Genomic DNA, 13,741 nt, shown 5'->3' with positions numbered 1-13,741 from the left:
GGTACTATGAAGCGCATCACGCTCACGTTACTGACTCTTGCCATTTCAAGCGGCGCATACGCGGCCAGCACGGAAGTGGAAATGAATCTTGTCACCCCGCAAGCCGTCGGACAGTCCATTGGTGAGGTAAAAATCACCGAAACCGATAAAGGCCTCGAATTTTCTCCTGACCTCAAAGCGTTGCCTCCTGGCGAACACGGTTTCCACGTACATGCCAACGGCAGCTGCCAGCCTGCGATTAAAGAGGGCAAAGCCAATGCAGCCGAAGCTGCTGGCGGTCATCTGGACCCGGATCATACCGGTAAACACGAAGGACCCGCCGGACTGGGGCACTTAGGTGATTTGCCAGTGCTGGTGGTGGATAAAGAGGGGAAAGCGACGCAGCCCGTCCTGGCGCCGCGTCTGAAAAAACTTGATGAAGTGAAAGGCAAAGCACTGATGATCCACGTAGGCGGAGATAACATGTCCGATCAGCCGAAACCGCTCGGCGGTGGTGGCGTGCGCTATGCTTGTGGGGTTATCAAGTAGTTCTTTCTGTTATGGTGCCCGCTATCGGAGCCTGTTCGAGCTGTAACAGAGAGCAGTAAAGCCGCCATACTATCGCCGCCAGTTCACCGGCGGCAGGCTGGTGGTGATGGCCCAAGGTTTCGTAAATCCGTTTTAACTCGCTCAGCGTGGATGCCAGCGGGCGTTGCTGGACGCCGCGTTCGCTCATTACATCCCGCAGCAGGCTGATGCACATGTCCCGGACCTGAACCAGCGGATCAGAACGCGTTTCCCAATCACGCAACTGCCAGACCACGTGGGAACAGTTGAGCAATACCACGCCCCAGCGCAGCAGCCAGCGGCGGGAGAAGGCATCCTGGCTGTTACTGAGCTGGCTGATATAGTGATAAACCAACGATTCAAATTCATGCTCATTTTGCTGAGGATGACGACTCAGTTGATCAATAAAGTGACGACGTAACGACTGAATATGACGCCGGCTTTTACGCGCGTCAGAGCCCGGTTTCAGCACCGCAAAGGCCAGCCATGCCATTCCTACGCCGATAATTTTTGCCAGATTATCATTGAGAAACCCTGCAAAATCATACACTGGCGGATTGGTGACCGAAATAAAAGAACCCATAAACACCACCAACTGTCCCCATAGCCCCGCGTATTTCGGCATCTGTAATTTGAACAGTTGCATGGTGATCAGTAGAGGGAACAGAAACAGCAGGAATTGCCAGAGGTCACTGATTTGCACCATCAGGCCAAACTTCACGGCAAAGCTGAACAGCGACAGCCAAAGCAGCGTGCGTAGCAGCAAAGCCAGAGAATTGAATGGTGAGGGCGATGTCGAAAACAGTACACAGCAAATCGCCGCCAGGGTCAGCGCCGCAGGGCCGGATGTCCATTGGGTATTGATGGTCCATGCCCCGACCATGATCAGCGCGAAAAAGGTGCGCAGTCCGTTCCACAGCGCTTCAGCGTGGTCGGTTCGCCGGGTCAATGCAGGCGCTGTTGGTACGTCAAATTCGGTGATCGCTGAGGCATTTTCCAGCCGTTGCAGCCAACGACTGGAGGTCAAATAAAGACGGCAGAAATAGCGCAGACGCTGCCAGAATGCCTGATGGCGGTAATCCATCGGGTTGCGTGGGGCCAGCGGCGCGATTATCCGGGCCACGGAATACGCGTTTGCGTCAGTTCTGGCGAGCTCGGCAAATAATTTTTCGAGCACTTCGCGGGTATTGGCGGGGGATTCAGGCCAGTTAATCAACATCCGGCGCAGGCTGGAAATCACGCTGGTCAGTCGCAATTGCTGGTGTAACAAATAGTTCAGCAGGCTGTTCTGGCGTCGGAAACGATAATGGCTCCAGAACGCCTGAATGCGAAGCAGGTTCATGGTCAGGATCTGACCGATAACGCTCTCATGCGCGGTACGAATCGCATCAGTGGTTTCCGGCTGCCAAAGCAGACTGGCGTGCTCCAGAATACGCGCATGCATGTTTTTCAGGGCGGTCAGAAGCGTAGTGCCATCTGAGGTGCTTGGCAGGATCATCATCATCAGCGCGCCGCACAAAATCCCGAGAACAACTTCACAGACACGGGCCTGCGCGATATCCCACAGATGGGTGGTATCCACCAGATTGACCATTGGGAAGGCGATGATGGCGCAGGTGTAGCCCGCCAACTGGAACGCATACGCGGCGTTATTCATGTACATCGCGCAGGTCCAGGTGCAAAAGGCTATCCACGCAGATAGCCCCAGCAGGAAAAGCCAGGGGTCGGTCATGGTGTGCCCGACAATCAGGATTGCAGCGACGGCGCCGAGCAGGCTTCCGGCGATTCGGCCAAGGCTTTTACTGATAACACCGCCGACGGTGGGGAAACTCACCACTGCGGCGGAGGTCATTGCCCAGTAGGGCTGGTCGAGATTGATGTAATACGCAAAGCTCAGGGCCAGACACATGGCGATGCCGTTGCGTAGCGCATATCGCCATTGCGGGCGGGTCGCTTTAATCCACGGCAGCGACCGCCAGTTGAGCACCTGGAGGTTCATTACAGAGATCCAATCGACACGGTGCAGGTGGTGCCGGACACCAGAATAATATCGTCCGGCAACTTATCAAATTCGATACGTACCGGCACTCGCTGGGCCAGGCGCACCCACGGAATGGTTGGTTTGACATCGGCAATCAGGCTACCTTCCGCGCCAACGCTCTGATCAGAGATGGCGCGTCCAATGCTGGCGACGTGACCCTGTAACGCTTGCCCATTACTGTACAGCACCACGCTGGCACTGACACCTGGTTTGATGTGACGAAGTTTGGTTTCTTCGAAGTAGCCCACGACGTAGAAGGAATGGCTGTCTACGAGGGCGAATACAGGGTGGCCGACGGCGGCGTAATCGCCAGTGCGAGTGGACACGTTGGTTACCCAGCCGTCAACCGGGGCTTTGACCTCGGTTTGCGACAGCTGCCAGTTGGCATGTTCCAGCGCGGCGTTAGCGGCATCAGCACTGGCTTTGGCGGCGGCAACGCTGGCTTTAGCGGCTTCAGTATTGGCTTTAGCGGTTTGTAGCGCGATGTTAACCGTGTCGAGATCTTCTGCGGAGATGAAGTTTTTTGGCAAATTGCGACGGCGAGTGGCCTCACGTCTTGCCTTGTCCATATCCGACTGTGACCTGTCCATATCCGATTTCGCTTTTGCCATATCAGACAAAGCCTTAGCATGTTGTGCCTGGGCATTCATCACCGCAATGTGAAACGGCGTGGCATCGAGGCGAAACAGCACATCACCAGCTTTAACCTGCTGGTTATCCTTCACATTCAGTTCCATGATACTGCCCGAAACCTGCGGCGTGATGCTGACCTGCTCGGCACGGATTTTGCCGTCACGGGTCCACGGCGACTGCATGTAGTAATTCCAGACCAGCCACACGGCTATCAGTGCCAGGGCCGCGACCAGCAGCGTGGAGAAATATTTTAGTTTTTTCATTTAGTTAGTTACCACGCCACAATCAAAACCAACGCCAGGCATACCGCCAGCGCGAACAGGGAAAGATCCATTAACAACGGATGCCAGACGTCACCGGCGTACATCCAGTCACGCAGTTGGCGATGGGCTAGCAGCCAGATGAGGAAACCCAGGATAACCGCTTTGAACAGCGGGGGAAAATAAATAGAGGCCCCGACGATGAGGTCCTGGAGGGGAAGTCCCGAAGTATTGAGCGTCAGCTTCACGAGCAAAAATCCTTTGCAAATGCATCGTTGCGGGTCGAGGGCCGTAACGATGCGCCATCATAATTATCAGTGTAAATCATTGTGTCAGCCTGCGGGGACAAGGCAATACATTTGTTTTGGGCATTTAAATGCTGCACACTATTCTAAAATCAGTATAATAACTTAGCAAGCTAATTATAAGGAGATGAAATTGGAATCGCCACTGGGTTCTGATCTGGCACGGCTGGTGCGTATCTGGCGTGCTTTGATTGACCATCGCCTGAAACCTCTGGAATTAACGCAGACTCACTGGGTCACGCTGCATAACATTCATCAGCTGCCGCCTGAACAGTCGCAAATTCAACTGGCTAAAGCGATTGGGATTGAGCAACCTTCACTGGTTCGTACATTGGATCAGCTAGAAGAGAAGGGCCTGATTACGCGTCAGACCTGTGCTAATGACCGTCGTGCTAAACGCATTAAACTGACAGAAAAAGCCGAACCGTTGATTGAAGATATGGAGACGGTGATTCGCAAGACGCGGGGTGAAATCCTTGCGGGCATTTCTCCTGAGGAACTGGATTTACTGCTTGGGCTTATTCGTAAGCTAGAGCAAAATATCAACGAACTGCAGTCCATAGACTGAGTTTCTCGCCGATAGTGACAAAAAGGCCCTGATATCAGGGCCTTTTTTTATGCCCGCCAGGTCACCATCCGGTGACCTCCAGCTGGCCTGATAATTAGCGTGGGGAAACGGTCACTTGGCTGCCGTTGCTGGCCATTACAACGCGCTGGCCTGAGACAAATTGCGTATCACCCTGTTTCTGCACAACCATAATGGTGTTGCCGTCGTCTTTGCGGATTTCCAGCTCAACGCCCTGGGTTTTGTTCATTGCCCCCTGAACGCCCTGGCCCGCTACGCCACCTGCAACAGCACCTGCTGCGGTCGCGAGTGAACGACCCGAACCACCGCCGACGGTATTCCCGAGGAAGCCACCGAGAACCGCACCACCGATTGCGCCAATAACGTTAGAATCGTTGCCACCCTGGATCTGTACCGGACGCGTGTGGACGATGGTCCCGTAGGTCACATTCTGAACCTGTTTGGCTTCGGATGCGGAATAAACGTCCCCGGAGAGGCCGCTGCTATTAACACAACCAGCAAGCGATAAACCAATCATTGAAACGGCCAATACACGTAACATCATTTATGAATCTCCTGTTCACCAAGAAACGCTCTTGAGAGCATCCTTACACCGCAATTATATGGCATTTATGCGCCACGGGTCATATGTTCTACGAGGATCTCTGCAAAATTATAATCTCTTTGTGCTTAACCAAGCGTAAACGGCCGTTACGTTGCCACTCTGATTCAGGCCGTATCGCGCCCACGCACAGGTTTGTTAAATTTTGTTATTGGATCATGGTATTAAGAAAGACTTTATGTTTCAGTGTGGCTCTCTGTCATGAACTAAGGAAGGCGTATGAATTCGGGTCGCTATATTGGTGTGATGTCGGGTACCAGCCTTGATGGCGTGGACGTAGTGCTTGCGGCCATGGACGATAACATGGTGGCGCAGCAGGCCAGCTTGTCGTATCCCATTCCCATTGCGCTGAAGGAAGACATCCTCGCGATTTGCCAAGGTCAGCAACTGACTCTGTCGATGTACGGTCAGCTCGATACACGCTTGGGTCGTCTGTTTGCCGATGCGGTGTTGGCGCTGATGGCGCAGGAAAAACTGTCTGCCGATGATATCGTTGCCATTGGCTGTCATGGCCAGACCGTCTGGCATGAACCGGACGGAGACGCCCCGCATACGCTGCAAATTGGTGACAACAATATTATTGCCGCGCGCACCGGCGTGACGGTGATTGGCGATTTCCGCCGTCGCGATATCGCGCTTGGTGGCCAAGGTGCGCCGCTGGTGCCTGCGTTCCATCACGCGTTGCTGGCTAATCCGCATGAGCGTCGTATCGTGCTGAACATCGGCGGGATTGCGAATCTGTCGATGCTTTGTCCTGGTTTGCCGGTAAAAGGGCACGACACCGGGCCGGGCAATATGCTGATGGACGCGTGGATCTGGCGTCAGTGCAGTAAACCGTACGATAAAGACGCCGAGTGGGCGAACTCCGGCAAAGTTATCCTGCCACTGTTGCAGGAAATGCTGAGTGACCCGTGGTTTGCGCTACCGGCACCGAAAAGTACCGGTCGCGAATATTTTAATTACGGCTGGCTGGAACGGCAGTTGGCGAAGCATCCGGGTTTAGCGGCGAAAGATGTCATGGCCACACTGACTGAATTAACCGCAGTTACCATCAGCGAGCAGGTGTTGCTGAGCGGCGGCTGTGAACGGTTACTGGTGTGCGGCGGCGGGAGCCGTAATCCGCTGTTGATGGCACGTCTGGCTGCACTGCTGTCTGGCACCGAAGTCTCGACCACCGATGATGCTGGCGTCAGCGGAGACGATATGGAAGGCCTGGCTTTCGCATGGCTCGCGTGGCGTACCCTTGCAGGGCTACCGGGTAATTTACCGTCGGTCACTGGTGCCAGTGAGCCTACTATTTTAGGGGCTATTTTCCCTGCAAATCCGCGGCAGAATCAGAGTTAACTGACTGAGGCGCGTGCCCATTGACGATAGAATAGAAGGGTTAAGGGAGGGCATCTGCCCTCCGGGACCGGGACAGTCTTAAGGCAAGCCAATGAAAAAAATTCTTCTCGCTGTAGTACCACTGATAGCCCCCCTGATGCTCTCCGGTTGTAGCTACTACAACCAGTTCGTTGAGCGAATGAACACCGACACCCTGCAATACCAGTGCGATGAAAAACCGCTGACCGTTCACCTCAATAACACCCGTCAGCAGGTGGATTTCATCTATGACAATCAGCAGCAAACGTTAACCCAGGGCATCTCCGCCTCTGGCACGCGTTACACCGACGGTATTTACGTCTTCTGGTCGCAAGGCGACAGCGCCACGGTCTACAAACGTGACCGTATCGTGCTGAATAACTGTCAGTTACAAAACCCGAAGCGTTGAGATTTTGCTGATGGCGGCGCACAATAGCGCCACCTGAAGACAACTATCCTAAACGCCATGTCTGACAACGACTCCCTGCAGCAAATCGCGCATCTGCGCCGTGAGTACACCCGTGGCGGCCTGCGCCGTCGCGACCTTCCTGCTGAACCCCTGGCGCTGTTTGAGCGCTGGCTGGGTCAGGCCTGTGAGGCCCGACTCGCCGATCCTACCGCGATGGTTGTGGCAACCGTGGACGAAAACGGTCAACCGTATCAGCGTATCGTTTTGTTGAAGCATTACGACGAAAAAGGGCTGGTGTTCTATACCAACCTCGGTAGTCGGAAGGCGCACCACCTCGAGCAGAATCCGCATATCAGCCTGCTTTTCCCGTGGCACACGCTGGAGCGTCAGGTGATGGTCACCGGTAAAGCCGAACGTCTTTCTACCCTTGAAGTGGTGAAATACTTCCACAGTCGTCCAAGGGACAGCCAGATTGGCGCCTGGGTCTCCAAACAGTCCAGCCGTATTTCGGCGCGCGGGATCCTCGAAAGCAAATTCCTCGAGCTCAAACAGAAGTTCCAGCAGGGCGAAGTACCGCTGCCGAGTTTCTGGGGTGGCTACCGCATCAATATTGAGTCGATGGAGTTCTGGCAGGGTGGTGAACACCGTCTGCACGATCGTTTTTTATACCAGCGTGAAAACGACGCATGGAAAATCGACCGCCTCGCGCCGTAATCGCGCATTTTGTTGTTTTAAGCGCTGGCACAACACGGGCTGGCGTTTTATTCTATTGACCATTTCGCAAACGGCGAAACGTCGTGTACCGACTAAGGTGCAGTCTGTTTTATACATGGAGACTTTGATGGCGAGCAGTAACTTGATTAAACAATTGCAAGAGCGGGGCCTTGTGGCTCAGGTGACGGATGAGGAAGCGTTAGCAGAGCGACTGGCGCAGGGCCCGATCGCGCTCTATTGCGGCTTCGATCCGACCGCTGACAGCTTGCATTTGGGGCATCTCGTTCCCCTGTTATGCCTGAAACGCTTCCAGGAAGCAGGTCACAAGCCTGTGGCGCTGGTGGGCGGAGCGACCGGTCTTATCGGCGATCCAAGCTTTAAAGCGGCTGAGCGTAAATTAAACACCGAAGATACAGTGCAGGAGTGGGTGGATAAAATCCGCAAACAGGTTGCGCCGTTCCTCGATTTTGACTGCGGCAGCAACTCTGCCATCGCGGCTAACAACTACGACTGGTTCGGCGGCATGAACGTGCTGACCTTCCTGCGTGACATCGGTAAACACTTCTCTGTAAACCAGATGATCAACAAGGAAGCGGTGAAACAGCGTCTGAATCGTGACGATCAGGGTATCTCGTTCACCGAGTTCTCCTACAACCTGTTGCAGGGTTATGACTTCGCTTGCCTGAACAAACTGCACGGTGTGGCGCTGCAGATTGGCGGCTCCGATCAGTGGGGAAACATCACTTCAGGTATCGACCTGACCCGTCGTCTGCACCAGAACCAGGTCTTCGGCCTGACCGTTCCGCTGATAACCAAATCAGACGGCACCAAATTTGGTAAGACCGAAGGCGGTGCTGTGTGGTTGGATCCGAAGAAAACCAGCCCGTACAAATTCTACCAGTTCTGGATCAACACCGCGGATGCGGACGTTTACCGCTTCCTGAAATTCTTCACCTTTATGGACATTGCTGAAATCAATGCGCTGGAAGAAGAAGACAAAAACAGCGGCAAAGCGCCACGCGCCCAGTACGTTCTGGCCGAGCAGGTGACCCGTCTGGTGCATGGTGAAGAAGGCCTGGTGGCTGCAAAACGCATCACCGAAAGCCTATTCAACGGCACTTTGAGCGCGTTAAGCGAAGCTGATTTCGAACAGCTGGCGCAGGATGGCGTTCCGATGGTCGAAATGGAAAAAGGTGCTGACCTGATCCAGGCGCTGGTGGATTCCGAACTGCAGCCGTCCCGCGGTCAGGCGCGTAAAACTATCGCCTCTAATGCGGTCACTATCAACGGCGAGAAGCAGATTGATCCGGAATACACCTTCGCTGAAATCGATCGTCTGTTCGGACGCTACACGCTGCTGCGTCGCGGTAAGAAAAACTACTGCCTGGTGTGCTGGAAATAATTCCCGCAGACAGCAAAAGAAAAGGCCGCATATGCGGCCTTTTTTATTGCCCGATGGCGCTAGCGCTTATCGGTCCTGTGTTTTGGTGTCACTCAGCCAGACTTGCCCGCCGGGTTAGCTCAGACCTTCCGCTTCCATCGCCGCCGTCACGCCAGGACGGGCCGCCACACGCGCCATGTAGGCTTCAATATTCTTCAGTCCGCTCATATCCAGTTTCACCGCACGTGCCCAGCGCAGAACGGTAAACAGATAGCCATCGGCAATCGTAAAGCGGCTACCGCAAATCCACTCGTTATCACGCAGAGCATCATTCACGTAGTGCAGTTTTTTCTCCAGCAGCGCACGGACGGTTGGCTTGTAGTCTTCCGGGGTGTCGGGACGGAACAGTGGCGTAAAGCCCTTATGCAGCTCAGTGGCGATGTAATTCAGCCATTCCAGCGTCCTGTAGCGCGCAATGCTACCAGCCGGGGCCAGCAGCTGACGATCGGCTTTTGTATCGGCGATGTACTGCATAATCGCCACCCCTTCAGTCAGCAGGGTGTTGTCATCCAGAAGCAGGGCGGGCACCTGGCCTTTTGGGTTCACTTGCCAATAATCTTCCCCGTTTTCCAGCTGCTTTTGCGCGAGGTCAACCCCGACCAGCGAAAAATCCATCCCGCTCTCTTGCAACGCAATGTGGGAAGCAAGGGAACAGGCACCGGGTTTGTAGAACAATTTCATGACGAACTCCTTTGGACACAGATGTGTTCCTTATCCTAGAGTGCGAACAGATAAAAAAAAAGCCGCTGAATGTATCAGCGGCTTAATTAATTCGTTTTCCGGAAAAGTTATGCGGAAGCGGCTTCGCGCGCTTTTGCGATATCCGCTTCGTCATCCTGAGTCATGCGATTCAGTTTCGGCGCGGTCAGCATCATCAGTGCAGCGATAACAGCGGTCGCAATACCAATCTTCATGAACACATCACCGTAGACGTGCAGAGACAGCAGAGGGTCAGTTACGTTTTCTGGAACCGCCATCAGGTTGGCCACGTTACCTGCGATGATTGCAGCACCGGCGGTAGTCAGGAACCAGCTACCCATGATGAAGCCCATCAGACGTTGTGGAACCAGCTGTGCAACCATTGCCAGACCCAGACCGGAGATCATCAGCTCACCGATAGACTGCAGCGCGTAGCTCAGAATCAACCAGTTTACAGAGACGATACCTGCGTCAGATGCGAATTTCGCACCCACTGGCAGCACCAGGAAGGCCAGAGAACACAGCACCATACCGAAGGCAAATTTGTTCGGCATTGGCATACGATCGCCCATCTTGTTGTAGATGGCAGCCAGAATTGGGCTACCAATCATGATCCAGAATGGGTTGAGTGCCTGGAACTGTTCTGGTTCAAACGCGATACCCAGAATGGAATGCTCAACGTTACGGATAGCGAAGAAGTTCAGAGAAGTTGGCATCTGGCTGTACAGCACGAAGAACACGATAGCTTCAACCATCAGGATGAAAGCAACGAGCATCTTACGGCGTGCAGCACCCTGCATGGCGAAGGTTTCTTTCGCGAAGATGCAGATGATACCCAGAGCAACAACACCCAGAACCAAGCGTGCGATACCCTGGTTGTGCAGCAGCCAGGTGGCGATAGCAACCAGAATCACAACACCGACGATCGTTGCCAGCAGTTTGCCGACGTGTACCGGCGCAAAGTCAGGCTTGGAACCGTAGCTTTTCACCCATTTCTGGCAGAACGCGAAGTTCACCACGGTGATACACATACCGACTACGCTCAGCGCAAACGCAGTGCTCCAGCCGTATTTCGCCGCCAGCCATGGAGTGGCCAGCATAGAGAAGAAGGAACCGATGTTGATGGACATGTAGTACATGGTGAATGCACCGTCCAGACGCGGATCCTCTTTGTCGTAGCAGGTAGAAAGCAGGGAAGACGGGTTCGCTTTAAACAAGCCGTTACCGACCGCGATGGCCGCCATACCCATATAAACGACAGCTGCATCATGACCTGAGAAGGCGACCAGGGCGTAACCGATCGCCAGAACGATGGCGCCCAGCATGATAACGCGTTTGGTACCCAGAACTTTATCACCCAGCCAGCCGCCTACAGCGACGAGGCCATATACCAGCGCACTGAAAGAGGAGAACAACGTGATGGAGTCCGATTCGGACATACCCAGCTGTTTCACCAGGTAGACGGCCATGATGCCCTGAAGGCCGTAATAGCCAAAACGTTCCCAAAGTTCGATAGAGAATATGAGATAGAACGCTTTTGGTTGCTTGAAGGCGTTGAGACTTACGCTTTCTTCAGTTGGTTTATTGTTTGCAGTAGACACATATACCTCTTTTTTTACATCCCATATTAACGGGGGTGGTGGGCGTGACGTTCGTTTTGACATCCGCCTTATAATTATTCTTGGAGGGGAAAACGGGAGGTAATGTTCACTATCCTGAACGTTCACACAAGGGGTTTGTAATACTCTGTTACACATAACGAGATCGTTATAATCGTCCGTTCATCTAAATGTTATTCAGCGTTTAACACCGCCGTTTCGATTCCGCTAGATTTTTTCACTAAAACAGAGCCCGATTCGCGCCCTAAAGGCGAGATGTTCTGCTGTTTTGCTTTGCATCCAGTGATATGGTCCATTAATCCGAAAAATAGTGGTGATATGTCTGGCTAAAAAACAGTTAACTACTGCATCGGCAAAGGCTTGCGAGCATTTTTATAACATTGATGTAACGTGATGTTATCGAAGTGATCTGGATCACATTTGTATAGAAATTTTAGTTGAGAAAAAAACGATTAACCTGCCAGAGCGATAAATGACCGGATCATGCGTTAGATTTGGGCTGGTGAGAGAGTGAATCAGAAGGCAGGAAAGCCGTGTGGCAACACGGCGTTAAAACGGGATCAGCAATCGACTTTTTCTTTAAATTCGCACAGGTCTTCAATCAGGCAGGAGCCACAGCGAGGCTTACGCGCGATGCAGGTATAGCGACCGTGCAGAATCAGCCAGTGGTGGCAGTCTACTTTAAATTCGGCAGGCACCACTTTCAGCAGTTTCTCTTCTACCTGTTCGACGTTTTTGCCAGGCGCGAAGTGAGTGCGGTTACAGACCCGGAATATGTGGGTGTCGACGGCGATAGTTGGCCAGCCAAAGGCGGTGTTCAGTACAACATTCGCAGTTTTGCGTCCTACGCCGGGTAAGGCTTCCAGTGCGGCCCGGTCCTCCGGTACCACGCTGCCGTGCTGTTCAATCAGAATACGGCAAGTCTTAATCACATTCTCGGCCTTGCTGTTAAACAGGCCGATAGTCTTGATGTAATCTTTCACTCCGTCGACGCCAAGCGCCAGCATCGCTTCCGGGGTGTTCGCCACCGGATACAGTTTCGCCGTGGCCTTATTGACGCTGACGTCCGTCGCCTGAGCGGAAAGCAGCACCGAAATCAGTAACTCGAACGGGCTGGTGAAATTAAGTTCTGTGGTCGGGTGCGGGTCGTTGTCCCGTAACCGGCTGAGGATCTCAAGACGCTTCTCTTTATTCATCAGGCTTTCCCTGTCGTGACTTTCACTTCCGGTGCAACTTCGCAATGATTACGCAAGCTTGTGGCCTTCTGCTTCATGCGCTGGTCGATGACGTACTTTCCTGCTAGCAGCATACCGAGTCCAATAAACGCGCCCGGCGGCAGCATCGCCAGCAGGAACGGCGTGTCGGTGTGGAATACTTCAATGCGTAGCACTTTAGCCCAACTGCCCAGCAGGCCATCTGCGCCGTCAAACAGCGTACCGTTGCCGAGAATTTCACGGATGGATCCCAGCACAAACATCGCACAGGTGGCACCCATCCCGATGGCGAATCCGTCCAGCGCGGACAGCATCGGACCTTGCTTTGCAGCGAAGGCTTCGGCGCGGCCAACGACAATACAGTTGGTCACAATCAGTGGGATGAAAATGCCCAACGACTGATACAGGCCGAATGCGTAGGCGTTGATCAGCATCTGCACTGAGCTCACCACCGAAGCGATGATCATCACGTAAATCGGAATACGAATTTCAGGCGGAGTCCAGCGGCGAAGCAAGGAGACAAACAGGTTGGTCAGCGTCAGCACCAGCGTGGTCGCCAGCCCCAGGCCAAGGGCGTTGGTTGCCGTGGAGGTCACCGCCAGCAGCGGGCACAGCCCTAACAGCTGCACCAGCGAGGAGTTATTTTTCCACAATCCCTGAACAATAACGTCTTTGATTTCACTCATGATTTACTCTTCACAGGGGCTAAGTTCGTTGATCTGCTGCGGCAGCGTCTCGGCAAAAAGTCCGGCGCGTTTTACTGCATTCACCACCGCACGAGGCGTAATGGTGGCCCCGGTAAACTGATCGAATTCGCCGCCATCTTTCTTCACCGCCCACTGACTGTCATTATCGCCGTGAATGATTTTACCGGCAAAACGGGTGATCCAGTCGGAATGGCGCATCTCGATTTTATCACCCAGGCCCGGTGTTTCATGGTGCTGGGTCACACGAGAACCGAGTACGGTTCCGCTAAAATCGGCCCCAACCAGAAGCTGAATGGCACCGGAATACCCGTCTGGCGCAGTGGCTTCCATCACCACAGCGACCGGCACGTCATCTTTACGGGCGATATAAATCATGTGGCTGCCTTTACCTAACGCTGGAGCGTCCAACACATAACAGCTTTTCAGCAGGTCGTTATTATAGCTTCCCTGCGGCACCACCTGATCGAACAGCGCCATTTGCTGCTTGGCCGCCTGGATATCAATGGTGCTTTTGGTCATCTGATTAATGATGGCCGTCGTTCCTGTGGCGCCCGCAGCGAAAAGCGCCAGCGTGATGCCGTGTTTGCGAATCGTCGTCAGCATG

The 13,741-nt window shown here is 53.7% G+C and carries 15 protein-coding genes; 6 read left to right on the top strand and 9 right to left on the bottom strand.

Annotation, left to right across the window (positions count from 1 at the left end):
• Positions 1 to 6: 6 nt before the first annotated feature.
• Positions 7 to 528 carry a superoxide dismutase [Cu-Zn] SodC gene (gene sodC / locus MUU46_RS13460; RefSeq protein WP_159756107.1) on the top strand — a complete coding sequence of 174 codons (522 nt, stop codon included), beginning with the start codon at positions 7 to 9 and terminating at the stop codon, positions 526 to 528.
• Here the strand turns inward: sodC and MUU46_RS13455 are convergent.
• Genes MUU46_RS13455 through MUU46_RS13445 form a run of 3 tightly spaced genes read right to left on the bottom strand, consistent with a single transcriptional unit; the run spans position 521 to position 3,728 of the window.
• Positions 521 to 2,545 carry an FUSC family protein gene (locus tag MUU46_RS13455; RefSeq protein WP_258965770.1) on the bottom strand — a complete coding sequence of 675 codons (2,025 nt, stop codon included), beginning with the start codon at positions 2,543 to 2,545 and terminating at the stop codon, positions 521 to 523. The two genes, sodC and MUU46_RS13455, sit on opposite strands and share 8 nt — an antisense overlap.
• Complete coding sequence (locus tag MUU46_RS13450) at positions 2,545 to 3,483, bottom strand: HlyD family secretion protein (RefSeq protein WP_258965769.1); 939 nt, start codon at positions 3,481 to 3,483, stop codon at positions 2,545 to 2,547. Before MUU46_RS13450 ends, MUU46_RS13455 begins: the two co-directional genes overlap by 1 nt.
• Positions 3,484 to 3,491: 8 nt before the next feature.
• The gene (locus MUU46_RS13445) at positions 3,492 to 3,728 is read right to left on the bottom strand and encodes a DUF1656 domain-containing protein (RefSeq protein ID WP_159756116.1); all 237 of its coding nucleotides are present in this window, start codon (positions 3,726 to 3,728) and stop codon (positions 3,492 to 3,494) included.
• 184 nt (positions 3,729 to 3,912) lie between these two features.
• Between MUU46_RS13445 and slyA the strand changes: the two genes are divergently transcribed.
• On the top strand, positions 3,913 to 4,353 hold the full coding sequence (slyA, locus tag MUU46_RS13440) for a transcriptional regulator SlyA (protein WP_159756119.1): 441 nt from the start codon (positions 3,913 to 3,915) through the stop codon (positions 4,351 to 4,353).
• Positions 4,354 to 4,447: 94 nt separating this feature from the next.
• On the opposite strand, the gene slyB is transcribed toward slyA, so the two are convergent.
• A complete protein-coding gene (gene slyB, locus MUU46_RS13435) occupies positions 4,448 to 4,915 on the bottom strand; it encodes an outer membrane lipoprotein SlyB (protein ID WP_159756122.1) in 468 nt (155 codons plus the stop codon).
• 276 nt (positions 4,916 to 5,191) lie between these two features.
• Here slyB and anmK point away from each other — a divergent pair, with 276 nt between their 5' ends.
• From anmK to tyrS, 4 genes are all read left to right on the top strand, one after another.
• Positions 5,192 to 6,316: an anhydro-N-acetylmuramic acid kinase gene (gene anmK / locus MUU46_RS13430; protein WP_258965768.1), complete on the top strand. Its 1,125-nt coding sequence runs from the start codon at positions 5,192 to 5,194 to the stop codon at positions 6,314 to 6,316.
• A gap of 91 nt (positions 6,317 to 6,407) precedes the next feature.
• Positions 6,408 to 6,743 (top strand): C-type lysozyme inhibitor, encoded by a 336-nt coding sequence (gene mliC, locus MUU46_RS13425; protein WP_258965767.1) that lies wholly within the window; start codon positions 6,408 to 6,410, stop codon positions 6,741 to 6,743.
• Positions 6,744 to 6,800: 57 nt separating this feature from the next.
• On the top strand, positions 6,801 to 7,457 hold the full coding sequence (gene pdxH / locus MUU46_RS13420) for a pyridoxamine 5'-phosphate oxidase (protein ID WP_159756131.1): 657 nt from the start codon (positions 6,801 to 6,803) through the stop codon (positions 7,455 to 7,457).
• A 127-nt stretch (positions 7,458 to 7,584) separates the two neighbouring features.
• A complete protein-coding gene (gene tyrS / locus MUU46_RS13415; protein WP_258965766.1) occupies positions 7,585 to 8,859 on the top strand; it encodes a tyrosine--tRNA ligase in 1,275 nt (424 codons plus the stop codon).
• A gap of 114 nt (positions 8,860 to 8,973) precedes the next feature.
• On the opposite strand, the gene gstA is transcribed toward tyrS, so the two are convergent.
• The 5 genes from gstA to rsxG form a co-directional block, all read right to left on the bottom strand.
• Positions 8,974 to 9,579 carry a glutathione transferase GstA gene (gene gstA, locus MUU46_RS13410; protein ID WP_159756134.1) on the bottom strand — a complete coding sequence of 202 codons (606 nt, stop codon included), beginning with the start codon at positions 9,577 to 9,579 and terminating at the stop codon, positions 8,974 to 8,976.
• Positions 9,580 to 9,686: 107 nt separating this feature from the next.
• Entirely contained in the window at positions 9,687 to 11,198 is a 1,512-nt protein-coding gene (dtpA, locus tag MUU46_RS13405; protein WP_159756136.1) for a dipeptide/tripeptide permease DtpA, read from the bottom strand.
• Positions 11,199 to 11,776: 578 nt separating this feature from the next.
• Positions 11,777 to 12,412, bottom strand: a complete 636-nt coding sequence (gene nth / locus MUU46_RS13400) for an endonuclease III (RefSeq protein ID WP_258965765.1) — start codon at positions 12,410 to 12,412, stop codon at positions 11,777 to 11,779.
• Positions 12,412 to 13,116 (bottom strand): electron transport complex subunit E, encoded by a 705-nt coding sequence (locus MUU46_RS13395; RefSeq protein ID WP_258965764.1) that lies wholly within the window; start codon positions 13,114 to 13,116, stop codon positions 12,412 to 12,414. Before MUU46_RS13395 ends, nth begins: the two co-directional genes overlap by 1 nt.
• A gap of 3 nt (positions 13,117 to 13,119) precedes the next feature.
• The gene (gene rsxG, locus MUU46_RS13390; RefSeq protein ID WP_258965763.1) at positions 13,120 to 13,740 is read right to left on the bottom strand and encodes an electron transport complex subunit RsxG; all 621 of its coding nucleotides are present in this window, start codon (positions 13,738 to 13,740) and stop codon (positions 13,120 to 13,122) included.
• Position 13,741: the final 1 nt, after the last annotated feature.

The sequence above is a fragment of the Scandinavium tedordense genome (genome assembly GCF_024764965.1).
GTDB lineage: Bacteria > Pseudomonadota > Gammaproteobacteria > Enterobacterales > Enterobacteriaceae > Scandinavium > Scandinavium tedordense.
The sequence above is the reverse complement of the archived record's forward strand: the minus strand, read 5'-3'. Positions and strand labels throughout refer to the sequence as shown.